Source organism: Micromonospora humidisoli, assembly GCF_016900955.1.
Taxonomy (GTDB): Bacteria; Actinomycetota; Actinomycetes; order Mycobacteriales; family Micromonosporaceae; genus Micromonospora; species Micromonospora wenchangensis.
Window position 1 is genome coordinate 42,956 of record NZ_JAFEUO010000012.1, and the last position, 23,261, is coordinate 66,216.

Annotated in this window: 20 protein-coding genes and 1 tRNA gene; 12 read left to right on the forward strand and 9 right to left on the reverse strand. The window is 74.5% G+C overall.

From position 1 onward, the window contains the following. Nucleotides 1–79 precede the first annotated feature (79 nt). The 6 genes from JQN84_RS29860 to JQN84_RS29885 all read left to right on the forward strand — a co-directional run bounded on the left by JQN84_RS29860 (nt 80) and on the right by JQN84_RS29885 (nt 6,731). Nucleotides 80–2,341 (forward strand): diguanylate cyclase, encoded by a 2,262-nt coding sequence (locus JQN84_RS29860; protein WP_204961927.1) that lies wholly within the window; start codon nt 80–82, stop codon nt 2,339–2,341. Between the two features lie 9 nt (nt 2,342–2,350). Further along, complete coding sequence (locus JQN84_RS29865; protein ID WP_204961928.1) at nt 2,351–3,352, forward strand: UTP--glucose-1-phosphate uridylyltransferase; 1,002 nt, start codon at nt 2,351–2,353, stop codon at nt 3,350–3,352. Next, nucleotides 3,349–4,641: a molybdopterin molybdotransferase MoeA gene (locus JQN84_RS29870; protein ID WP_204927381.1), complete on the forward strand. Its 1,293-nt coding sequence runs from the start codon at nt 3,349–3,351 to the stop codon at nt 4,639–4,641. Before JQN84_RS29865 ends, JQN84_RS29870 begins: the two co-directional genes overlap by 4 nt. A gap of 91 nt (nt 4,642–4,732) precedes the next feature. Further along, a complete protein-coding gene (locus JQN84_RS29875) occupies nt 4,733–5,335 on the forward strand; it encodes a GNAT family N-acetyltransferase (RefSeq protein WP_204961958.1) in 603 nt (200 codons plus the stop codon). Nucleotides 5,336–5,513: 178 nt separating this feature from the next. Continuing rightward, nucleotides 5,514–6,380 (forward strand): hypothetical protein, encoded by an 867-nt coding sequence (locus JQN84_RS29880; protein WP_372446025.1) that lies wholly within the window; start codon nt 5,514–5,516, stop codon nt 6,378–6,380. Nucleotides 6,381–6,654: 274 nt separating this feature from the next. Beyond that, nucleotides 6,655–6,731 (forward strand) — tRNA-Ala (locus JQN84_RS29885). Between the two features lie 69 nt (nt 6,732–6,800). Here the strand turns inward: JQN84_RS29885 and JQN84_RS29890 are convergent. From JQN84_RS29890 to JQN84_RS29915, 6 genes are all read right to left on the reverse strand, one after another. After that, the gene (locus tag JQN84_RS29890; protein ID WP_204961929.1) at nt 6,801–7,676 is read right to left on the reverse strand and encodes a S1 family peptidase; all 876 of its coding nucleotides are present in this window, start codon (nt 7,674–7,676) and stop codon (nt 6,801–6,803) included. A gap of 149 nt (nt 7,677–7,825) precedes the next feature. After that, complete coding sequence (locus JQN84_RS29895) at nt 7,826–8,854, reverse strand: DUF4352 domain-containing protein (protein WP_204961930.1); 1,029 nt, start codon at nt 8,852–8,854, stop codon at nt 7,826–7,828. A gap of 52 nt (nt 8,855–8,906) precedes the next feature. Then, on the reverse strand, nt 8,907–9,563 hold the full coding sequence (locus JQN84_RS29900) for a 4'-phosphopantetheinyl transferase family protein (RefSeq protein WP_204961931.1): 657 nt from the start codon (nt 9,561–9,563) through the stop codon (nt 8,907–8,909). Nucleotides 9,564–9,726: 163 nt separating this feature from the next. Further along, nucleotides 9,727–10,506, reverse strand: a complete 780-nt coding sequence (locus tag JQN84_RS29905) for a peptidase (protein WP_204961960.1) — start codon at nt 10,504–10,506, stop codon at nt 9,727–9,729. After that, on the reverse strand, nt 10,506–11,789 hold the full coding sequence (locus JQN84_RS29910; protein ID WP_204961932.1) for a VWA domain-containing protein: 1,284 nt from the start codon (nt 11,787–11,789) through the stop codon (nt 10,506–10,508). Before JQN84_RS29910 ends, JQN84_RS29905 begins: the two co-directional genes overlap by 1 nt. Before the next feature lie 589 nt (nt 11,790–12,378). Further along, nucleotides 12,379–14,160: a dolichyl-phosphate-mannose--protein mannosyltransferase gene (locus tag JQN84_RS29915; protein WP_204961933.1), complete on the reverse strand. Its 1,782-nt coding sequence runs from the start codon at nt 14,158–14,160 to the stop codon at nt 12,379–12,381. Between the two features lie 92 nt (nt 14,161–14,252). On the opposite strand from JQN84_RS29915, the gene rsmI reads away from it, so the two are divergent. Further along, nucleotides 14,253–15,092 (forward strand): 16S rRNA (cytidine(1402)-2'-O)-methyltransferase, encoded by an 840-nt coding sequence (gene rsmI / locus JQN84_RS29920; RefSeq protein WP_239486459.1) that lies wholly within the window; start codon nt 14,253–14,255, stop codon nt 15,090–15,092. A 13-nt stretch (nt 15,093–15,105) separates the two neighbouring features. Here the strand turns inward: rsmI and JQN84_RS29925 are convergent, their stop codons facing one another. Beyond that, entirely contained in the window at nt 15,106–15,978 is an 873-nt protein-coding gene (locus JQN84_RS29925; RefSeq protein WP_372446026.1) for a hypothetical protein, read from the reverse strand. 143 nt (nt 15,979–16,121) lie between these two features. Between JQN84_RS29925 and metG the strand changes: the two genes are divergently transcribed. Further along, a complete protein-coding gene (gene metG / locus JQN84_RS29930; protein ID WP_204961935.1) occupies nt 16,122–17,924 on the forward strand; it encodes a methionine--tRNA ligase in 1,803 nt (600 codons plus the stop codon). 51 nt (nt 17,925–17,975) lie between these two features. Here metG and JQN84_RS29935 read toward each other — a convergent pair whose 3' ends face one another. Further along, nucleotides 17,976–18,827: an alpha/beta fold hydrolase gene (locus JQN84_RS29935; RefSeq protein ID WP_204961936.1), complete on the reverse strand. Its 852-nt coding sequence runs from the start codon at nt 18,825–18,827 to the stop codon at nt 17,976–17,978. Nucleotides 18,828–18,892: 65 nt separating this feature from the next. Then, nucleotides 18,893–20,137 (reverse strand): hypothetical protein, encoded by a 1,245-nt coding sequence (locus JQN84_RS29940; protein ID WP_204961937.1) that lies wholly within the window; start codon nt 20,135–20,137, stop codon nt 18,893–18,895. Nucleotides 20,138–20,245: 108 nt separating this feature from the next. On the opposite strand from JQN84_RS29940, the gene JQN84_RS29945 reads away from it, so the two are divergent. The 4 genes from JQN84_RS29945 to JQN84_RS29960 are packed head-to-tail and all read left to right on the forward strand — an operon-like array spanning nt 20,246 to nt 23,147. Next, nucleotides 20,246–21,145 (forward strand): TatD family hydrolase, encoded by a 900-nt coding sequence (locus tag JQN84_RS29945; protein ID WP_204961938.1) that lies wholly within the window; start codon nt 20,246–20,248, stop codon nt 21,143–21,145. 32 nt (nt 21,146–21,177) lie between these two features. Beyond that, nucleotides 21,178–22,047, forward strand: a complete 870-nt coding sequence (rsmA, locus tag JQN84_RS29950; RefSeq protein ID WP_204961939.1) for a 16S rRNA (adenine(1518)-N(6)/adenine(1519)-N(6))-dimethyltransferase RsmA — start codon at nt 21,178–21,180, stop codon at nt 22,045–22,047. A 9-nt stretch (nt 22,048–22,056) separates the two neighbouring features. After that, on the forward strand, nt 22,057–22,197 hold the full coding sequence (locus JQN84_RS29955) for a hypothetical protein (RefSeq protein WP_204961940.1): 141 nt from the start codon (nt 22,057–22,059) through the stop codon (nt 22,195–22,197). Continuing rightward, nucleotides 22,194–23,147, forward strand: coding sequence for a 4-(cytidine 5'-diphospho)-2-C-methyl-D-erythritol kinase (locus JQN84_RS29960; RefSeq protein WP_204961941.1), 954 nt, complete (start codon nt 22,194–22,196; stop codon nt 23,145–23,147). Before JQN84_RS29955 ends, JQN84_RS29960 begins: the two co-directional genes overlap by 4 nt. Nucleotides 23,148–23,261 lie beyond the last annotated feature (114 nt).

A 23,261-nucleotide genomic window follows, 5' to 3' on the forward strand; every position in this document is an offset into this window, starting at 1 on the left:
CTCCTGACGCAACGCTGTCAAATCGGTCGCTCTGTGTCAGCATCGCAGGAACGGGCCTGGAACTTCCGGGGGGACAGCGTTGACGCTACGCGGGCGGTTGACGGCGGCCTTCCTCACGGTGGTGCTCGGTCCGGTGCTGCTCGGCGCGGTCTTCGTCGGCAGCACCCTGTCGACGGTGGACCGCAGCCGGTCCACCGAACGCCTCGGCCTGGCCGCGTCCGCCGTGCGTACCTCGATCGACGCGCTCTGCCAGCAGTTGCGGGCCGCCGCCGACGCGGTGGCCCTGCGCCCCGACCCGGCGACCCGGGCGGGCGCGGCCGGTCAGGTGGTCAGCCGAGGGCTGGCCGCCGCCGTGCTGGTCACCGACGTGGCCGGCGGCACCACGTACGCCACCCCTGGCGGGCCGGCGACCCCCTGGCAGGACTGTACGGGGACGGCCCGGACCGGCGGGCCGGTGCGGGCGCTGAGCGCCCGGGTGGACCTGCGGGACCCGGCTGGCGCGCCGCTCGGCGCGGTGGCCGCCGCCGAGATCGTCGATCCGGCGTTCGTGGCCCGGCTGGCCGCCGCGACCGGCGTCGCGGTCACCCTGCTCGACGACGCCGACGGCCCCGACCGGATCACCCACACCACCGAGACCCGGCGGGTACGCGGGGAGGTGCTCGCCGCCGCCGGCGGCCTCGACGGCGACCGGGTCACGACGACCCCCGACGGCCGGTACGTGCGGCGGCTCGGGCCGGCCCCCGGGCAGCCGTTGCCGCTGCTGCTCTCGGTCGCCGGTGAACGGCCGTCGGGTCTGCCGGCGGCGCTGGTCGGGGCGGTGCTGCTGGCCGCCGTGCTGGCCGTGCTGACCGCGTGGCGGCTGGCCCGGGTCACCACCCGGCCGCTGGTGGAACTGGCCGGGGCGGTGGACCGGGTGGCCCGGGGCGACCTGACCGCCCGGGTGCCGGTGCGCAGCCGGGACGAGATCGGCCGGCTCGCCGCCGCGTTCAACCGGATGATCCGGGAGACCGCCGGGTACGTGGCCGCGCTGACCAGCAGCCGGGACCAGCTGCGCGGGCACCTCGGGGTGCTCGGGGACACCCTGGCCAGCACCCACGACCTGCAACGCATCCTGCGGGTGATCCTGCACAGCGCCATCGCGGCGACCGGGGCGCGGGCCGGGGCGGTGCTGCTGCGCGACGACGCCGCGACGCTGGTCGGGCGGTGCGCCGAGGGGCTGGCGGGGCGCTGCCCGGCGGGCACCGAGCCGGAGGAGTTGCGGGTGCCGGTGGGCGCGGGGGTGGTCGGCGCGGTCGCCGCCACCGGGGAACCGCAGCGCGGTCGGGTGCCGCCCGGGTCGACGCCGCCCGGCGAACCGTGGTGCGAGACGTACGTGGCGGTGCCGTTCACCGCGCCCGGCGGGGACGTCACCGGTCGGGAGCCCGCGGGCGGCGTGCTGGTCCTCTACGACCGGCTGGGCGGCGACGAGTTCGACGACGACGACCTGGCCACCCTGCGTACCTTCGCCGGGCACGCGGCGGTGGCGGTGGAGAACGTCCGGGTGCACGAGGAGGCGCAGCGGCTGTCGTTGACCGACCCGTTGACCGGGCTGTGGAACTACCGCTATCTGCGCGAGTCGCTGCGTCGGGAGGTGGAACGGGCCAGCCGGTTCGGTCGGATGCTCAGCATCCTCGTCCTCGACCTGGACCGCTTCAAGGCCGTCAACGACGGTTACGGGCACGCCGCCGGGGACGCGGTGCTCGCCGAGTTCGCCCGTCGGGTGCGCGGCGAGATCCGCGAGGTGGACCTCGCCTTCCGGCAGGGCGGTGAGGAGTTCGTGGTGCTGCTGCCGGAGACCGACGCCCGGGGCGCGGCGACCGTGGCCGAGCGGTTGGGTGCGGCGGTGCGGGAGACCCCGGTCGTGGTGGTCGGTCACGCGGGGGTCCCGACGACGATCGCGGTGTCGGTCTCCATCGGCATCGCCGTCTATCCCGATCACGCCAGCACCGGCGCGGAGGTGCTGGACGCCGCCGACGAGGCGTTGTACGCGGCCAAGGGTGCCGGCCGGGACGGCTACCGGGTGGCGACCGCCCGGCCCCGCCCGACGCCGGCAGCCGACGGCGCGGTCGGGGAGATCGCCGTGCCGGCGGGGGCGACCAGCCCGGACGACGGCCTGCCCCGCGCCGGGCCGCCCCCCGCCGACCGGCCACCCATCCGTCGGCCGCCCCCCGACCGGGGTTCCGTCGACGACCTGCCGGCCGACGGGTCGGCCGGTCGGCACGCCGTCGGCGCTCCCGGTGTGACGCAGCCGGGCGGCGCGTCTTCCGGTCCTCACCCGCCGCGGCAGAGCCGTGGCCGATAGTCTCGCGGCATGTCGGAGCACTCAGCGAACCCCTCAGCGACCGCCGCGACCGGTCGCGCCCGCGCGGTCAAGGCTGTCATCCCGGCCGCCGGCCTGGCCACCCGGTTCCTGCCGGCCACGAAGGCGGTGCCCAAGGAGCTGCTACCGGTGATCGACCGACCGGTGCTCCAGTACATCGTCGAGGAGGCCGCCCAGGCCGGCATCGGTGACGTGCTGCTGATCACCGGGCGGGGCAAGACGTCGATGGTGGACCACTTCGACCGTCGCCCCGATCTGGAGGCCCGGCTGGAGGCCAAGGGCGACGCCGAGCGGCTGGCCGCGGTCAAGCGTCCCAGCGAGCTGGCCGAGATCTACACCTGCCGCCAGCCGGAGCAGCTCGGCCTGGGCCACGCCGTCGGGTACGCCGAGTCGCACGTCGGCGACCAGCCCTTCGCGGTGCTCCTCGGCGACGAGTTCGTCAAGCCGTCCGAGCCGCTGCTGCCGGCCATGTTGGAGCTCCAGGCCCGCACCGGTGGGGTGGTGCTGGCGTTCTTCGAGGTCGACCCGGCCGAGACCAAGCGGTACGGCATCGCCTCGGTCGAGCCGGCCGAGGCGGAGCTGACCGACATCGGCGAGGTCGTGAAGGTCACCGGCATGGTGGAGAAGCCCCAACCGGAGGACGCCCCGAGCAACCTGGCGGTCCTCGGCCGGTACGTGCTGCCGGGGCGGATCTTCGACGCGATCCGGCGTACCGAACCGGGCAGCGGCGGGGAGATCCAGCTGACCGACGCGATGGAGCTGCTGCGTAGCGAGGGGGTGCCGGTGCACGCGATCGTCTACCGGGGCACCCGCTACGACACCGGCATGCCACTGGGCTACCTCCAGACAGTCGTGCAGATCGCCGCCGAGCGGGAGGACCTCGGCACCGAGTTCCGCGCCTGGCTGACCGAGTTCGTCAACAACGGCGACGAGACGGTCACGGCGGCGATCCTCAACGGGGTACGCGACGCGGCGGGCGGCTCCGGTACATGACCTCGACGGCCGACGCCGAGGCGGCCGCGAACGAGTTGACGCCGCTCGCCGACTACCTGGGCAGCGTGCTGCGCAGGTTGCGCGCGCTGCCCCCGCTCGACCTCGACCTCACCCAGGCGTACGGCAACGTCCTCGCCTCCGACGTCGTCGCCCCGCACTCGTTCCCCGCCTTCGACCAGGCGGCGGTGGACGGGTACGCCGCGCGTTGGGAGGACCTCGTCGGGTACGGCCCGGTCCCCACGCAGGGGCCGGGCCGTCCGGTACGGCTCAACGTGGTCGGTGACCTGGGGGCGGCGAGCTGGCGGCCGGTCCGGCTCACCCCCGGCTCGTGCTTCTCGGTGGCCGCCGGTGCGCCGATGCCGATCGCCGCCGACGTGGTGGTGCCGGTGGAGTGGACCGACCAGGGCATGGCCGCGGTGGAGATCTTCCGCACCCCCAAGCGGGGGTACGGTGTCCGCCGCGCCGGTGAGGAACTGCCCGCCGGCACCGTCCTCGCCCGGGCCGGCACGTACGTCGCCCCGGCGCTGGTGGCCGTGTTCGCCGCCACCGGCATCGGGCACGTGGTGGTGCGGCCCAGCCCCCGGGTGGTCATCGTGGCCACCGGTGACGAACTGGTCGACGTCGGCCGGGGCAGCCAGCCCGGTCAGGTGGTGGACGCCAACTCGCACGCCTTGACCGCGGCCGCCGCCGAGGTGGGCGCGCTGGCGTACCGGGTGGGGATCTGCGACGACGACCCGGAGGGGCTGCGTGGGCTGCTGGAGGACCAGACCCTGCGGGCCGATCTGATCATCACCACCGGCGGCACCGGCACCGGCCCCGGCGACATGGTCCGGCGGATCCTGTCGCGCCGGGAGGGCGGCCGGGCCGGGCCGGTGACGTTCACCGATGTGGCGCTGTACCCCGGCACGGCCCTCGGGTTCGGTACCGTCGGCGCCGAGGAGGTGCCGGTGGTGTGTCTTCCCGGTGAGCCCGGTGCGGCGTTGATCGGTTTCGAGGTGCTGGCCCGGCCGGCGATCCAGCTGCTGGCCGGCGCGGAGCCGGTGTTCCGGCCGAGCGTGCGGGCGCACCTGCTGGAGACCATCTCGTCGCCCGGCGGGCTGCGGGAGTTCCGGCCCGCACACGTGGCCGAGCGGCGCGGCGGGGGCTACACGGTGCAGCCGCTCAGCGGTGGGCCGTACACCCTGTCTGGGCTGGCCGAGGCGAACGGCCTGATGGTGCTCGGTGAGCGGGTGACGACCGCGGCGGCCGGCTCCACCGTGGACGTGCTGCTGCTGGACCGGCGGCGGTGAGCCGGTCCGGGCGTGCCGACGCCCCGGGCGTGGACGGGAGGTCGGCGCGGTGAGCTGGTTCGGGCGGGCACCGGGGTGGCCGGTGGTGCTGATGGACGGTCCGGTGGTGCTGCGGCCGTACCGCCGTTCCGACGCCGGCGCCTGGTCGTCGGTGCGTCGGGCGAACCGGGCCTGGCTGGCGCCCTGGGAATCGCACCTGCCCGGTAGTTGGGACGAGACGAACTCCCCTGCCGCGTTCCGCTACGTGCACGCCGACCAGCGGCGCTCGGCGCGTACCGGTGAGGGGATGCCGTTCGCGGTCTGCCTGCGTGAGGACGGCCAGGAGCGGCTGGTGGGGCACCTGAACGTGGGCAGTATCGTCCGGCGGGCGTTCTGCTCCGGGTACGTCGGCTACTGGGTGGACTCCCGGGTGGCCGGGCGCGGGGTGATCCCCACCGCGATGGCGCTCGCCGTCGACCATGCGTTCGGCGCGGGTGGGCTGCACCGGGTCGAGGTGAACATCAGGCCGGAGAACAAGCCGTCCCGGCGGGTGGTGGAGAAGCTGGGCTTCCGCGAGGAGGCGTACCACGTGCGCTACATGCACATCGACGGGGCCTGGCGGGACCACATCGGATACGCGATGACCAGCGAGGAGGTGGCCGCCGAGGGCGGCCTGCTGGCCCGCTGGCACCGGATGCGTCACGAGGCCGGATGAGTCGTCCCACGCGTGGGATGCGGCGCGGCGTGTCGGCATCCCGGTCGGTGGCCCGTAACCTCAAGTAACTGCAAGCTGCGGCAAGCGCTGCTCGGCTGCAGGATCTGCGCCCAGGGCGAGATTTCGGGGAAGATCCTGCTGCCGACCGGCGGGTGCCCCGAATTCGGTGACGGGAGGGGTGAGGGTGCCGACCTCGGTGCTCCTCGCCGTCCTCGCCGCCGCCGGTCTGCTCGCCCTCGCGCCGGCCCTGGTCCGTCGGTACGACGCCACCGAGCGGCTGGTGGCGGAGCGGGCGCAGTCGACGGCGCGGGTGCTCCAGCGCCGCCGGCGACGTCGTACTGTCCCCGGGAGGCGGCCGGTCAACCAGCCCCGGGCGCTCGTGGTCACCCTGGCCGAGGATGCCGCCACCGGGAGTCTGGCGGTCCCGGTCTACGCGCCCCCGGCCCCCGGCCGCCGGGCTGCGCCGTCGGTCACTGCCCGTGGTGCCGCCCAGCCGGCTACCGCCCGTGGTGCCGCCCAGCCGGCTACCGCGCGCCGTTCCGGCCGGCTGCGGGCCGTGCCGCCCGCCCCCCGGCAGGCCCGCCGCCGCCCGCCCCGGCACCACACCCCGGCCGTCTACCGGCGGCGTCGGGTGCTCGCCGCGCTGCTACTGCTCAACTTCGTCGAGCTGGTGGGCGTGATCGTGGTCAGCCCCGGTTTCTGGATCAGCTTCTCGGTCACCGCCGGCCTGCTCGCAGTGTACGTCGTACACCTGCGGCGGCGGGCGCTGGCCGAGCGGCGTCGGCGGCGGCTGCGCGCCCGGGAGGCCGCCTGGCTGGCCGCCCGGCAGGCCGAGGTACGCCGGGAGCAGGCCCGTCGAGCGGCGGCCCGCCGGGAGGCGCAGCGCCGCCTGGCCGCGCAACGCGAGGCGGTACGCCGTACCGCGATGGGCCTGGACCGGCCGACCGACCTGCCGGCGGCGGCCAGCGGGGGCGGCTCGGTGTCCTACCGCCGCTCCGGCGGCCTGCGCGGCCGCCCCTACCAGTCCGGCCGGGATTCCCGCTGACCTCGCCTCCGGGCTGACCGTCCCGGTGATCGGCCCGCCCGGTCGGATGTCCGGGTGATCGGCCCGCCCGTCGGGTGTCCCGATGATCGACTCGCGTGGCCGGAACGGCGGTGTCCGGGCGGTCGGATGCCGCTAGCTGGGCGCACGGGCGCGGGTGGCACGTCGGCCCGCCCGGCGGGAGGGGTGATTCGCCCGGCGGGCGGGTGGGCTGTTAGTCTTGGCGCCGGCCCGCCCGGTGAAAGCCGGGTGGGACCGAAGCCGGTCCACCGGCGGAGGGGCTGTGGCGCAGTCCGGTAGCGCACCTCGTTCGCATCGAGGGGGTCAGGGGTTCGAATCCCCTCAGCTCCACCAGGAAGTTCATGATCCAGGGCGGGTCTCCCGGGCGGGAGACCCGCCCTGGATCATTTCTTGGGGGGTCGCTCAGGGGAGGGTGACGCCGTAGGCGGCGAGGATCTCGGCGACCGGCTGGTAGTAGGTGCTGCCACCGCTGGTGCAGTTGCCGCTGCCACCGGAGAGGATGCCGATGATCACCCCGGTCGCGGCGACGTAGAGCGGGCCGCCGCTGTCGCCCGGTTCGGCGCAGATGTTGGTGCGGATCAGCCCGGTGACGCTGCCCTCGGCGTAGTTGACCGTCTGGTTGAGGGCGGTCACGGTGCCGCACCGTACGCCGGTGGTGGACCCGCTGCGGCACACCGCCTGCCCGACGTACGCGGTGCCGACGGCGTTGACGGTGAGCAGGCCGGGGTAGGTGTAGACGGCACTCGGGTGGCTGACCCTGCCGGTGTAGCGGACCAGGCCGTAGTCGTTGACCGGGAAGCTGCTGCCGGTACGGGTGCCCAGTACGGCCGTCTGACCGCTGTCGGCGTACCAGGTGGTCGCGGCGGCGGTGCAGTGGCCGGCGGTGAGGAAGTACCAGGTGCTGCCGCTGTGCACGTTCGCGCCGAGTGAGCACCGGGCGCCGCCACCGTAGATGCCCTGCCCGCCGGCGATGAGGATGCGCAGCCGGCCGGGTTCGCGGCGCAGGTCGGCGTCGGCCCGCGCGGTGAGGTCGCGCAGCACGCGTAGCTGCTCCGGTGTGACGGTGTCGTCGACGGTGAGCGTCGGCCGTCCGGTCGTCGGGTCCGGACCCCAGGCGGTGCCGACCGTCCGTACCTGTGCCAGCTCCGCCGCGGCCGTCGGGCCGCCGAGGTCCGCCCGGGTGGCGGCGGGCCGGTCGACGTCGGGGCGCGCGGCGGCCGGGGTCGCCGGCAACAGGGTGACGGTCAGGGCCAGGGCGACGAGCGAGAGACGACGCATCCCCCACCTCCAAATCGATCGCTGATGGTCGATGCGTCAAGCATCCGCCGGTGCCGGACCCGATTCAAGGCACGGCAGCGATCCCGACCCCGCGCGACGCGAACGGGCCGGCCCCCGGTGGGGGAACCGGCCCGTCGGCGGATCGGCGATCAGGGCTTCCAGGAGCCGGCCGCCTTGAATTTGTGCTGGTACTCGACCACGCCGTTCTTGTCGGCCACGTCGAACACCACCGAGCCGGAACGCTTGCTGCCGGCCGGGATGCCGCTACCCGAGTCGAGCAGGTCCCCACCGCAGCCGGAGAACGCGCCGGCCAGGCCGTTCACCGTGGTCCCGTCGTCGGCCACCCACTGGAAGTAGAACGGGTTGATCGACGAGGTGCCCTTGGTCACCGTGGCGGTGACGTCGGCGATCAGGTAGAAGCCCTTGTTCGGCGGCGGCGCGTACGAGCGGCAGCCCTTGGTCGAGGTGCTGAAGCTCCGGACGGTGATCTCGATGGTGCCGTCGTTGTCGCTGATCACCAGCGTCTGACCGGCCTTGAGGTTGAACGACTCGTCGGTGGACGACGGCGCCGCCGACGGCGGGTCACCGGGCAGCCCCGGTGCCGCCGTGACGCCGGGGGTGGGCGGCGAGGGATCGAACTCCCCGGCCGCCTCGTCGGCCTTGTCGCCGCCGGCGACCGCCAGGGCGATGATGCCGCCGCAGCAGAGCAGCACCACCAGGGCGACCACGAGGCCGACGACGATCCAGACGTTCTTGTTCGACGAACCGGCCGGCTTCGCCGGACCCAGCGGGTAGCCGGGCCCGCCGGGCGGCGGCGGATAGCCCCCGCCGGGCGGCGGATAGGCCCCGCCGGGCGGCGGCGGATAGCCCCCGCCGGGCGGTGGGTACCCGCCACCGGGCGGCGGCGGATAGCCCCCACCGGACACCGGCGGGTAGCCCGCGCCCGACACCGGCGGATAGCCGGCACCGGAGACCGGCGGGGTGCCCCCGGGCTCGTACGACGGCTGCGGTGCCCCCGACACCGGCGGCGGCGCGTACGGCGACGGCGGGGCGTACGGGTCGGAGTAGGGCGGCTCGGGGACCGGGGGCGGTGGGGCGGTCGGGTCGACCGGGTAGTACTGCCCGGGGGGCTGCTGGTGCGGGTCCTGCGGCCCGTAGGGGGGCTGGGGCTGGTTCACCGTACTCCTCGTTCGACGGTCGGCACTCGGGGAAGCTGGGTGGCGGCAACGGTCAGGGCAGGTGCAGCACGGCTGCGGTGCGGACCAGGTCGTCCTCGACCGCGAACCGGCCGGTGACCACGGTGGGCGGGTCCGCCACGGTGGCCGCCGAGACCCGGGCCGGGTCGATCCGGGCGGTGAACACCCCCGCGTCCGGGTCCAGGTCGACGCTGGCGTCCAGGAAGTCCAACCAGGAACCCACCACCGGATGCCAGACCTTGTAGACGGTCTCCTTGGCGCTGAACACCACGATCGGCCAGTTCACCCCGCCGGGGAGCCGGGCCAGCCGGTCCTCCTCCTCGGGGTGCAGGATCATCCGGCGTACCCCCGGGTTGAGGTCGCGTTGCCGTTCGGCGTCCATGCCGACCGCGCGCAGGTCGGCGCGGCGGGCGACCGCGGCGGCGCAGTAGTCCCGGGTGTGCGTGATGGTGCCGACCAGCCCGTCCGGCCAGACCGGTGCCCGGTTCGGTGCGGCGGGGACCGGTGTGGCCGGCAGGCCGAGGGCGGTCATCGCCCGCCGGGCGCAGACCCGACCGGCGGTGAAGTCCCGCCGTCGGCGCTCCACCGCCCGCTCGCCCAGCCCGGCCCGTTCCTCCGGGAGCAGCTCACCGACCCAGTCGGCGGTCCCGGCGACCGCCACCGAGACGGCCGCCGGCAGCAGGTCACGCATCAACCCACCCCTTTCCGGTACGACCACGCCCGGTCCGCCCGGCGCGCGCAACGGCCATGGCTGGTGAACGTACCGCAAGCGGGCGACACCGCAGGGCCCCCCGGCGGCCCGGTCCCGTCCGGCGCGGCGGTGGCCACGCCGAGGGGACCGGGCACCGGGTGGGTCAGGGGCGGCGGGGCCGGCGGGTCAGCGCGAAACCGACCACCCCGGCGACGGCGGCGAGTGCGCCACCGACGGTGCTCCACGCCCAGCGTGAGCCGAGCGCGGGCAGCCAGTCGCCGTCGAACCAGTCGTCGTCGGCCTCGGCGGGGGCCGCCGCCGGGTCGCCGGTCAGCACCGTGCCGGCCCTGGTGTTCGGCACCAGCGGCGCCTTCAGCTCACCGTCGTCGCGGGAGCCCTCGCCCGCTGCCGAGAGCAGCAGTTCCACGTCGACCGGCTGGCCCAGGTCGGGTTCGGGCAGGTCGGTCACCGACAGCCGGACGTAGTAGGTGCCGGGCAGCGGGTCGGCCGACCAGGGCTCCGCCCAGGAGCGCACCTGCCGCAGCGTGCAGCCCAGCGCCACGCTGCCCGCCGAGGCCGCCACCGTCGGGGTCTGCGCCCCGGCCGTGCACGCCTGCCGGCGGCGCAGCCCGTCGAACACCTCGACCGTCCAGGTGGACGCGCCGGTGCGGGCCCTGGGCAGCGACACCGTCGCGGTGATCTCGTGCCGTTGCCCGGCCGAGGCGGGGAACGACCAGTACAGGAAGTCACCTGTGGAGGCGTCGACCCGGACCGGTTGGCCGGCGGTGATGCCGGTGGCGGTCAGGAACGACGTCCCGGCCCGGGTGACCGGGGTGGCCCCGGGGGAGGGGGTGGGCGCGGCCGTGGCCGGGGCCGGGGCGGCGAGCAGGGTCAGGCCGGCGGCGGCCAGCGCCGCACCGCCCCGGATGATCGGGGTACGCATCAGTTCGTCCTCCACGTCGCCACCCACCAGCGGGTGAGCAGTCCGACGACCAGGCCGGTGACCAGGCCGGCCAGGGTGAGCAGGAGCAGCAGCACCCAGCCGCGCCCCAGGTCCGGCGCGGCCGGTGCCGGTGACGAGGCGACCACGTCGATGGTCAGCTCGACCGGCATGCCGGGTTCGGCCCGGGTTCCCGGACGCGGCGCGAAGGCGTTGCTGACCACCAGGCAGACCGTGGTGGCCGGCACCGGCGCGTCGGTGGCCGACGGGCTCGGCGAGGCCCCGTCGTCCTCCGTCGGCGACCAGCGCAGCCCCGCCGACACCACGTCGGTACGGCCGCTGCCGGCGTCGACGCCCCGGACCAGTTCCCGCCCGTCGGTGGCGGTGGCCCGCAGCAGCACCGCGTGGTCGGGGTTCACCGGGCGGTCCAGCGCCACGCTGACCGAGGCCCGCAACTCCTGGCCCGGCCGGACCGGCACCCGGTACCACCGGTGCTCGGAGAACGCCTCCCGGTCGGCGTAGACGCCGGGGGCGAGCAGCGGCGCGTCCGCGCACGCGCCCCGGCCGGTGACGACGGTGGGGGCGGCGGTGTAGGTGTCCTTCGCCCGTTCGACGAGCTGCTTGATCCGGCCGGTCAGCTCGTCGGCGCTCTGTGCCGCCGTGTAGGTGCCGCCGGTGGCGGTGGCGATGCAGAGCAGTTGCTTGCGGACCTTGGCGTCCGGGGCCAGGCCGAGCGTGTCGACCACCAGTTTGGTGCCCTGCGCGGCCAGTTCCCGGGCCACCTCGCACGGGTCGGGTGGGGCACAGGTGTCCTCGCCGTCGGTGATCAGCACGATCCGGCGGGCGGTCGTGCCGGTGCCGAGGTCCCGGGCGGCGGACCGCAGGGCCAGCCCGACCGGGGTGAAGCCGGTCGGGCGCAGCGTGGCCACGGCCGCCTTGGCCGCCGTGCGGTCCACCGGCCCGACCGGCACGATCTGCTGGGTGTCCAGGCAGCCCTGTTTCTTGTCCTCGCCCCGGTAGGTCGCGCCGAGCACCCGGATGCCGAGCTGGGTCTCCTCGGGCAGCGCGTCGACCACCTCGTTGAACGCCTGCTGGGCGACCGAGATCCGGCTGCGTCCGTCGATGTCGTTGGCCCGCATCGAACCGCTCACGTCGAGCACCAGCTCGACCTTGGGCGGCTCGGTGGGCTCCTCGCCTTCGGCGCGGGCGGGTGCGGGGCCGGTCAGCGTGGTCGCCGCCAACACTCCGATCAGGACGGCCGTTGATCGTCGTCTCGTGTTGATCACCGGGCGAAGTGTAGTGAGATCCACAGTGGAGATTCATCGGGGTGCGCGGCACGGCGCGAGTCTCGACGACGGGATTCCACGACAGATGGGGCCGGTGGGGCGGCGGGAGCGCGGGTGGTCGCTTGGGCCCGGCTCGATGACCGTCCGTTAGATGCTAGATGTAAACCATTTGCCACGCGACGCATCGGTCGGAAATCTGACCCAAGTCGACCCGTTGTGCCGGTGGCACAACGTGGTTAAGCTCTCCTTGCGCGCCCCAATCGCCCGCTTCCCCCGTGGCAGGCGATCGGGGCGCGTCCTTTTGTTCCGGCACACTCATGGGACACCTCCCGGCGTCGTCGGTCCCCACCGCCCCCGGTCGGGCCTGTGCCCCGGCGGCGCGGCACGGGTGAATCCCCGCCGGCGTCGCTCCCGCGCCCCGCGCCGTGTCGTGCCCGCAACCCGCGTCACGTCCACTGGGGAGCCGCGACGGGCGGTGGAGGTGGGTGCGGGCGGGTGCCCCACAAGAAATCCGCCCCACCGGCTCCTGCCGGCCGGGCTCGGGACCCGGGCGGCAGGGACGGTGGGGCGGGAAGCGGATGCGGGCCGGTCAGATCCAGCGGCCGTCCAGCCACATCCGGGCGGACCAGTCGTCATACGGCAGGATGTTGCCCACGAAGATCGGGTAGAAGTAGGCGAAACAGAGCGCCACCAGCAGCACGTACGCGCCGACGATGACCCCGCCGACCAGTCGCCGGTCGGCCAGCTGCTCCGCCGCCGCCGCGTCAGCCTCCGCGACGACCACGACGGCCTTCGGCTCGGCCGGCTCGCCGGTGTCGGGTGTGGTGCCGTCGCGCGCCGTGCCGTCCGGTGCGGTGCCGGTCCGACCGGCCGGGGCGGCACGCTCCGGCACGGTGGGGGTGGCGATCGCGCCGAGCACGTACACCACGCACAGCACCAGGAACGGCAGCGCCGGGGCGGCGTAGAAGGAGAACATCGTCCGGCCGTCGAGGGCGTACCAGAACCAGGGCAGCAGGCCGGCGGCCACGGCCACCAGGAACGCCCCGGCCCGCCAGTCGCGGCGCGCGATGCCGAGCCAGAGTGTGGCGGCCAGGGCCGGCAGGAACGACCACCAGAGCAGCGGCGTGCCCAGCAGCAGGATCTCCGACGCGCAGGTGGGTGCGCCGCACGCGCCGTCGCCGGACCAGTGGAACGCCACCGGCCGGCCGAGCAGCAACCACTGCCACGGCCAGGACTGGTACTTGTGCGCGGTCTCCAGGCCGGTATGGAACTCGAACGCCGCCTTGTGGTACTGGAACAGGTTGGTCAGCGCGCCGATGACCGGGGTGTCGCTGAGCCCCGGCACGTTCGGGTACCTGGACGCGAGCCGGTAGTAGCCCTGGTCGGAGAGCAGCCACCCCGACCAGGTGGCCAGGTAGGTGCCGACCACCAGCAGCCCGGCGAGCACCAGCCAGGGCAGCTCGTCCAGGAGCGCGTCGCGCCACGGCCGGCGGACCCCGACCGACCGGCGCAGACCGACCTCCCAGAGCAGGACCAGCAGCCCGAAGGCCGGTACGAACCAGATCGCGCTCCACTTCACCGCGCACGCGCAGCCGAGCAGCACCCCGGCGAGCAACCGCCACCAGGGCCAGTTCCGCCAGCCACCGGCGGGGCGACCGGCCCGGCCGGGTGCGGTCGGGTCGAGGCCGGCGTCCAACGCGCGGGCCCAACGCCGTCGGCGGGCGTCCCGGTCGAGCACCAGTGCGCCGAAGGCGGCCAGGATGAACAGCGGCAGGAAGATGTCGAGCAGCGCGGTGCGGGAGAGCACCAGGTGGAAGCCGTCCAGGGCGAGCAGCAGGCCGGCGGCGCAGCCGAGCGTGGTGGAGCGGAACAGCCGGCGGGCGATGCGGGTGATCATCAGCACCGTGAGGATGCCGGCGACCGCCGAGGCGATCCGCCAGCCGAACTCCGGGGCGGTGGTCATCAGGTGGCCCGGCACGGAGATGTTGGTCTCCGCGTCCTGGTAGCCGAAGGCCCACTCGCCGAGCCCGATCAGCCACTTGCCCAGCGGCGGGTGGACCACGTACGACGGGCCGTTGTCCTTGTAGTTCCACTCGACGCCCTTGTCGATCAGGCCGTAGCCGTCGCGGGCGTAGTAGATCTCGTCGAAGATCTTGCCCTTGGGGCTGCTCAGCCCGAGCAGCCGCAGGACGGCGGCGATCGTCACCACGACGGCGGTGGCGATCCACGAGTTCACGTCGAGCCGGGACTCGACGGTGGCGAGTCGTCGCCTGACGATCGCCGGCACGCCGCCCCCTCCGGCCTCGGGAGGGGGTGCCTCCGGGTCGGTCCGGTCCGCGCTCGCACTCTGTGCTGTCGACGCACTCGTCACCCGGCGATCGTAGGCTGCGAAGGTGCCCGGTGGCGCCCGTCGTCCCCGAGATTGGTACGAGTATCGATGAAGGAGCGCGTCACGTGGGTGAAATGTCCGAGATCGGGCGCCTGATTCTGCTCGGCGCGCCGCTGGGCAACCCCGCCGACGCGTCCCCCCGGCTGCGCGACGTCCTCACCACCGCCGACGTGGTCGCCGCCGAGGACACCCGCCGGCTCGCCCGGCTCGCCCGCGACCTCGACGTCACCGTGGCGGGGCGGATCGTCTCCTACTTCGAGGGCAACGAGGAACGGCGCACCCCCGAACTGGTCGACGTGCTCCGGGAGGGACACCTGGTCGCGCTGGTCACCGACGGGGGCATGCCCAGCGTCTCCGACCCCGGGTACCGGCTGGTCACCGCCGCTCTCGACGCCGGGGTGCCGGTCACCGCCGCGCCCGGCCCGAGCGCCGTCACCACCGCCCTGGCCCTGTCCGGGCTGCCCTGCGACCGGTTCTGCTTCGAGGGCTTCCTGCCCCGCTCACCCGGCGGCCGGCGGGCCCGGCTGCGGGCCCTGGCCACCGAACCCCGCACCCTCGTCTTCTTCGAGGCCCCGCACCGGATCGCCGCCGCGTTGGCCGACCTGGCCGCCGCGTTCGACGCCGACCGGCCGGCCGCGCTGTGCCGGGAGCTGACCAAGACCTACGAGGAGGTCGTCCGCCGGCCGCTCGGCGAACTGGCCGAGTGGGCCGCCCGGGAGGAACCGCGCGGCGAGATCACCCTCGTCGTCGCGGGAGCGCCGCAGACCCCCGCCGAACGCCCCGACGACGACACCCTGCGGGCCCAGGTGGCCGACCGGGAGGCCGCGGGCATGTCCCGCCGGGACGCGATCAGCGACGTCGCCACCGGGTACGGGCTGCGCCGCCGGGACGTCTACGCCGTCGTGCACCGCTGAGCGGCGTCGGCGCTCACCAGGCGGCGACCAGGAAGCCCAGGGTGATCAGCACCGGCCCGGCGTAGCCGCCGCCGGTGGCCCAGCGGCGCTGCCGGGGGTCGGCCAGCCGGGTCGCCCCGGTCCACCTGACGATCCCGGCCGTGCAGCCGGCCACCGCCAGCAGGCCGAGCAGCCAGCGCAGGTGTCGGCCCACCCCGCTGTCGGCGTACGCGGTATCCGCGTCCGGCCCGGTCACCCGCGCCGGCAGGGTCGAGCCGGCGGCGGTGCGCTCGGCCGGGACCCCGCTGACCCGTACCCCGTGGGTGCGGAACCGCTCGTCGGCGGCGGTGAAGATGCCCCGGCAGCGCTGGGTCAACCCGCCGCCCGAGCAGTCGGTGACCACCACCGTGCCCGCCGTGGAGTGCCCGACGGCCAACCAGAGCGGCCCCGCGCTCACCCAGGCGAAGAACGCCGCGACCAGGCTCAACGCCAGCAGCACGGCGAGTCCCCGGATCGGGTCCGGCGCGGCCGGGGCACGGGTCGGGCGACGTCGGCGGGGGGTCCGCAGCCGCTGCTTCGGCTCCTTGCGCAGCGGGGTGCCGTCCCAGTGCACCTGTTCGATGGGCGCCCAGAAGAACCCGTCGTCGTCCGGTTTCTCCCCATCCCGCCGGTGGGCCCGCGGCTGGCGGACCGGCACCCGCCGGGGCAGCGCGTCGACCGGCGCGCCGGTGGTCGGCTCGACCTCCACGGTCGTGTCGTCCGGGCCGGGGCCGGGGCCGGGTCGGGGCTGCGGCGCGACGGCCGAACCGCGCGCCACCGGGCCGTCCCCGGGACCGGGACGCGGTGGCCGCCGGGTGCCCGCCGTCGACTCGTCGTGCCCCGATCGTCTACCCGTCACGTCAGCCATTGGACACCGGGTTGCGGTCGGTGTCCGTCAGCTGACTCCGCGTGTCGTTGGGCAATTCCCGCGGACGGCGATTCGACGCCAGCGTGGCGCGGTGCCCCTATTGGTTCGCCGGCCGCCGACCCGGGTCACTAGGCTTGCTGGTCATGAGTCACGTTCTCGCCGCGGTCGCCTGGCCCTACGCCAACGGTCCGCGCCACATCGGCCACGTGTCCGGCTTCGGCGTACCCTCCGACGTCTTCGCCCGGTACATGCGGATGGCCGGTCACGACGTGCTCATGGTCTCCGGCACCGACGAGCACGGCACCCCGATCCAGGTGCAGGCCGACGCCGAGGGGGTCACCCCCCGCGAGCTGGCCGACCGGTACAACCGGGTGATCGCCGAGGACCTGCTGGCGCTGGGCCTGTCGTACGACCTGTTCACCCGCACCACCACCCGCAACCACTACGCGGTGGTGCAGGAGCTGTTCACCGGGCTGCACCGCAACGGCTACATCGTCCCCAGGGTCACCACCGGGGCGATCTCCCCGTCCACCGGGCGGACCCTGCCCGACCGCTACATCGAGGGCACCTGCCCGATCTGCGGCTACGACAGCGCCCGCGGCGACCAGTGCGACAACTGCGGCAACCAGCTCGACCCGATCGACCTGATCAACCCCAAGTCCAAGATCAACGGCGAGACGCCGGAGTTCGTGGAGACCGAGCACTTCTTCCTCGACCTGCCCGCCCTCGCCGACGCGCTGCGCCAGTGGCTCGACACCCGCGAGGGCTGGCGGCCCAACGTGCTGCGCTTCTCCCGCAACCTGCTCGACGACCTCCAGCCCCGGGCCATCACCCGGGACCTCGAATGGGGCGTGCCGATCCCGTTGGAGGGCTGGCAGGACCGCGGCGACAAGCGGATCTACGTCTGGTTCGACGCGGTGATCGGCTACCTCTCCGCGTCCATCGAGTGGGCCCGGCGCACCGGCGACCCGGACGCCTGGCGCAGGTGGTGGTCGGCCGACGGGCAGGGCAAGGACTCCCCGGGCTACTACTTCATGGGCAAGGACAACATCGTCTTCCACTCGGTGATCTGGCCGGCCCTGCTCGGCGGCTACTCCGGGGCGGGCAGCCGCGACGGCCAGCCCGGCGACCTCGGCCGGCTCAACCTGCCCACCGAGGTCGTCTCCAGCGAGTACCTGACCATGGAGGGACGCAAGTTCTCCTCCTCCCGCAAGGTGGTCATCTACGTCCGGGACTTCCTGGAGCGCTACGACGCCGACGCGCTGCGCTACTTCATCGCCGTCGCCGGCCCGGAGAGCAACGACACCGACTTCACCTGGGCCGAGTTCCTCCGCCGCAACAACGACGAACTCGTCGCCGGCTGGGGCAACCTGGTCAACCGGTCGGTCTCCATGGCGGCGAAGAACTTCGGCGCGATCCCCCCGGTCGACCCGGCCGGGCTCACCGAGGCCGACGAGGCGCTGCTCGCGGTGGCCCGCGCCGGCTTCGCCACGGTCGGCGACCTGATCGCCAGGCACCGGCAGAAGCAGGCCATCGGCGAGGCGATGAAGGTCGTCGCCGAGGCCAACAAATACCTGTCCGAGCAGGCCCCGTGGAAGCTCAAGGCCGAGGCCGACAAGCCCCGGATGGGCACCATCCTGCACGTCGCCCTCCAGGTGGTCAGCGACGCCAACACCCTGCTCACCCCGTTCCTGCCGCACTCCGCGCAGCAGATCCACGAACTGCTCGGCGGCACCGGCGTACACGCCCCGATGCCGGTCCTCGAAGAGGTCGACGACCTCGACGGCGGGCCGGGCTACCCGGTGCTGACCGGTGACTACACCGTCGGCGCGCGCTGGGAGTCCGTACCGCTGCCGGCCGGCCGGCCGCTCGCCGCGCCGAAACCGGTCTTCCGCAAGCTCGACCCGTCGATCGTCGACGAGGAACTCGCCCGGCTGGAGAGCTGACCGGCCGGGCGCCGGCCCCGGGGCAACCCCCGGGGCCGGCGCGGCACGACGTCAGGCGCGGGCCATCGCCGGTGCGCCGATGAACTCCATCAGCGCCCGGTTCACCTCGGTCGGGTGCGTCCACGGGATACCGTGCGGCGCCCCCTTCAGGGTGACCAGCGTCCCGTTGGGCAGCATCGACGCCAACCGCTGACCCGTCTTCGGGAACGGCAGCACGTTGTCCTTGTCGCCCTGGATGATCAGCACCGGGACGTCCATGTTCGGCACGTCGCCCCGGAAGTCGGTCTGCCAGGCGTCCACCGAGTCGTGGGTGCCCTTCGCCGACGCCTGCGCGCCGATCTGCCAGTGCGCCCGGTACGCCTCCTCGCTGACCCACTTGCCCTTGTTCTCGCTGTAGTTGAAGAACGCGTCGCAGAACTGGGTCAGGTAGGCGAACCGGTCCGCCAGGATCGCCTGCTGGAACCCCTCGAAGAGGCTCTTCTCGACGCCCTCCGGGTTGTCCTGCGTCTGCAACAGGTACGGCGCCAGCGGGGCCATCAGCACCGCCCGGTCCACCCGGCTCGACCCGTACGTGCCGAGGTAGCGGGTCACCTCACCGGTACCCATCGAATGGCCCACCAGGATCGTGTTGCGCAGGTCCAACTCGGTCATCAGCACGTCGAGGTCGGCGGCGAAGGTGTCGTAGTCGTAACCCATGGCCGGCTGGGCCGAACTGCCGAAGCCCCGCCGGTCGTAGGTGATCACCCGGTACCCGGCCGCGAGCAGCGGACCCGACATCTTCTCCCAGGTCGCCCCGTTGAACGGGAAGCCGTGGATCAGCACGATTGGCTGACCCTGCCCGTGATCCTCGTAGTACAGGTCGATGGGGGCGGAGTTCTCCGTACCCACGGTGATGAAGGGCATGCTCTTCTCCTGATCCGTCGGTGTCGGACGACCCGCGCTTTCCCCGGCCCGCCGCCGTCATGCCTTCACAGCACGTACGGCAGATCCACCACCCGGTCGTCGGTCACCTCGGCGGCCGGTGCCCACGTCTCGTACACGCCCCGTTCGTGGCACTGTGCCCCGGTGGCGACCACCGCGTCCGGATCGGGCTGCCGCAGGCGCAACCGCAGCCAGCCCGCCTCCTCCCGGAGCACCAGGCACGCCACGCCCCGCCACCGGGCGTGCCGCAGCCGCCGGCTGACCGACTCCACCGGATAGCGGGCCGCCCGGGTCATCGCCAGCACCCGGAACCCGCCCGGCAGGTCCGCCACCGCCTCGTACTCGCCGCCGGCCAACCCGCCGACCAGCTGCGTCGACCGCGGCACCTCGCCGGTCGGCACGTACTCCTGGTCGGGGGAGAGCCCCGGCACCGCCGCCAGCAGGTGCCGCCACTGCGGCCCCACCATCCGCAACCAGCCCCGCTGCTCCGCCTGGTAGCTGTAGAGCACCACCTCGACCCCCTCGGCGGGGTACGCCAGCAGGCTGGCGTTGGCGGGCATCGGCAGGTCGGCGAAGTCCCGGGTGACGAACTCCGGGATCAACTGCGCCGAACTCGGCACGAACCCCGTGCCCAGCACCGGCGGGCCGAGCCGGTCCCGGGGCGGCAACTCCAGCAGGCCCCGGTGCGCTTCGCCGACCGGCACGCCGTAGTCACCCGGGTCGGCGGCCCGCCAGCGCAACGCGTACCCGACGTCGGTGCCGTCGCCGCTGGTGCCGTCACCGCGCAGCACCGCCAGCGCGGCCGGCGTACGCAGGTGCGCCACGTCGTACTCGCGGTAGCAGAACCCGTGCGGCAGCCACCCCCGCACGTACCCGGCGAGCTGCCGGGCGGAGAGCACCTTGACCATCCGGGTGCCCCGCCGCAGCACCGCCGAGGCGCGCACCGCGGCCAGCGTCGGATCGCCGGCCGCCGTCGGCTGCTGGCTGAGCTGGTGCACGTACGACCAGCCCCGGTCGCGGTGCACCGGCATCAGCAGCGCCGCCTCCGGCTTCTCGACCGGCGGGGTGCCCCCACGCACCTCGGTGACCTCGGTCACGTGCACGAACCGCCGCCACGGCCAACTGACGCCCGGCCGGGGCGCCCACTCGAAGCCGGGTGCCTCCTCGGCGCTGAACAGCTCGTAGGCCGCGCCCCGGGCCAGTTCCTCGGCCGGGTGGACCACCCCGCCGTACGTCACGCGCAACCCGGTCCGCTCGAAGGCCGCGCCGTCGGCCCGGTCGGTGACGCTCATCCCGGCGAGACTAGGCCGGCCAGATTCCGCCCCGGTGAACGTCCGGTGGCCGCCCGGGAACAGCCCACACCCGCACGGGTCGGTGCCGTCGGTGACCCCCGGTGTGTGATGCTGGCCGCGATGACCGAACGGACCGAATCCCGCAAGCAGCGTGCCGCCCGCCGGGCCGGCGAGTTCCCGCCCGCCCCGCCGCCGCTGCCCCGTCCCGTGCTGGACAGCCACACCCACCTCGACATCACCGTCAGCGAGGCCGGCGTGCCCGGCGGGGGCGACGCCGCCGACCCGGTGGCCGCCGTGGTCGAGCTGGCCGCCACCGTCGGCGTGGACCGACTGGTGCAGGTCGGCGTGGACGTCGACTCGTCCCGTTGGGGTGCCGACGTCGCCGACCGGTACCCGGCGGTGCTCGCCACCGTGGCGCTGCACCCCAACGAGGCCCCCCGGCTGGCCGACCTGGACGCCGCGCTGCGCGAGATCGAGACGCTGGCCGCCCGGGACCGGGTCCGGGGCGTCGGCGAGACCGGGATGGACTTCTTCCGCACCGGCGACGACGGCCGGGCCGCCCAGGAGGAGAGCTTCCGCGCCCACATCGCCATCGCCAAGCGGTACGGCAAGGCCCTGGTCATCCACGACCGGGACGCCCACGCCGACGTGCTGCGCATCCTCGACGACGAGGGCGCCCCGGACACGGTGGTGCTGCACTGCTTCTCCGGCGACGCCGACTTCGCCCGCGAGTGCGTGCGCCGGGGCCACCTGCTCAGCTTCGCCGGCACGGTCACCTTCGGCAGCGCCGCCGCGCTGCGCGAGGCCGCCGCGCTCACCCCGATCGACCAGCTCCTCGTCGAGACCGACGCGCCCTACCTGACCCCGATGCCGCACCGGGGACGGCCCAACGCGTCGTACCTGATCCCGCTGACGGTCCGGTCGCTGGCCGAGACCACCGGGTTCGACCTCGACGAGCTGTGCGCCGCCATCTCCGCCACCGGCGACCGGGCCTTCGGGCCGTGGTGACCGGCCCGGACCCCGCAGCTACGCTGCGGGGCGTGACCGGCCTGCTCGGCCCGGCGGAGATCCGGGAACTCGCCGCGCGTCTCGGCGTCAACCCGACCAAGAAGCTCGGCCAGAACTTCGTGCACGACCCGAACACCGTCCGCCGGATCGTCACCGCCGCCGGGCTCACCGGAGACGACGTGGCGCTGGAGGTCGGCCCCGGGCTCGGCTCGCTCACCCTGGCCCTGCTGCCGGCCGCCGCGCACCTGCACGCGGTGGAGATCGACCCGGTGCTGGCCGGCGCGCTGCCGCAGACCGCCGCCGCCCACGCCGGCCAGAACGCCGCCCGGCTCACCGTGCACCGGGCCGACGCGCTGCGGATCACCGCCGCCGACCTGGCCGACCCGCCGCCCACCGCGCTGGTGGCGAACCTGCCCTACAACGTGGCCGTGCCGGTGGTGCTGCACCTGCTCGCCGAGCTGCCCACCCTGCGGCACGGCCTGGTGATGGTGCAGAAGGAGGTCGCCGACCGGCTGGTCGCCGGTCCCGGTTCCAAGGTGTACGGCATCCCGTCGGTCAAGCTCGCCTGGTACGCCCGTTCCCGCTCCGCCGGCCGGGTGCCACCGAACGTGTTCTGGCCGGTGCCGAACGTCGACTCCGGACTGGTCGCCTTCACCCGCCGCGAACCGCCCCGCGACGACGTGCCCCGGCAGGCGGTCTTCGCCGTCGTCGACGCCGCGTTCGCCCAGCGCCGCAAGACCCTGCGGGCCGCCCTGGCCGGCTGGGCGGGTGGCCCCGACCGGGCCGCCGCGGCGCTCACCGCCGCCGGGGTCGACCCGGGCGCACGCGGGGAGTCACTCACCGTGGAGCAGTTCGCCGCGATCGCCGCGTCGGCTCCGACCGTCGCCACCACCGCGCAGTAGGCTGACGGCGTGCCCGCCGAGGGACACGCCGCACCTGCGCGTACGACCTGGTTGCCGGCCGGTACGCCGCCGGCCGCCGACGCCGCCGAGGAGCTGATCGTGGAGATGCCGTTCGACATCCGCCCGTGCCGGTGGGACGTCCCCCGGTGACCGAGGCCTGGCGACCGGACGACGATGACGACCAGCGTCGGGGCAGCAGCGGCCCGGTGCGGGTCCGGGTCCCCGCGAAGGTCAACCTGCACCTCGGGGTGGGCCCGTTGCGCCGGGACGGCTACCACGAGCTGAACACCGTCTACCACGCGATCTCGATCTACGACGAGTTGACCGCCCGCCGGGGCGACACCCTCACCCTCACCATGGAGGGCGAGGGTGCCGGCGAGCTGGCCCTGGACGACTCCAACCTGGCCATCCGCGCCGCCCACGCGCTCGCCGGCTACGCCGGGGTGCCGCCGCACGCCCGGCTGCACCTGCGCAAGCAGATCCCGCTCGCCGGCGGGTTGGCCGGGGGCAGCGCCGACGCCGCCGCCGCGCTGGTCGCCTGCGACGCCCTGTGGGGCACCGGGCTGTCCCGCGACGAACTGGCCGGGATCGCCGCCGACCTCGGCTCCGACGTGCCGTTCCTGATCCACGGTGGCACCGCGCTGGGCACCGGCCGGGGCGAGGCGGTCAGCCCGGTGCTGGCCCGCCCCACCTCCTGGCACTGGGTGGTGGCCGTCGCCGACGGCGGCCTGTCCACCCCCGCCGCCTACCGGGAACTCGACCGGCTGCGTGCCGCCGGCACCGCCGGCACCCCGCTGGGCAGCACCGACGGCCTGCTCGGCGCGCTGCGCCAACGCGACCCCCGGGTGCTCGCCGGCTGCCTCGGCAACGACCTGCAGGACGCCGCCCTGTCGATGCGTCCGGCCCTGGCCGACACGTTGAAGGCGGGGGAGGCGGCCGGGGCGCTCGCCGGCATCGTCTCCGGCTCCGGCCCGACCTGTGTCTTCCTCGCCCGTGACGCCGCCGACGCGCAGCGGATCGCCACCGAGGTGCAGGCCGCCGAGGTGTGCCGGGAGACCCGGGTCGCCCACGGCCCGGTGCCCGGCGCCCGCGTCGGCTGAGCCTTCCCCGGGGGTCGAGATCGACTCCCGTGGGCCGGTGTTGCGGTGTCCGGCGACCGGGAACCCGCACCGTCAGCCCCGATGAGGTGATCAACCTGCCCCGACCTGCTGTTC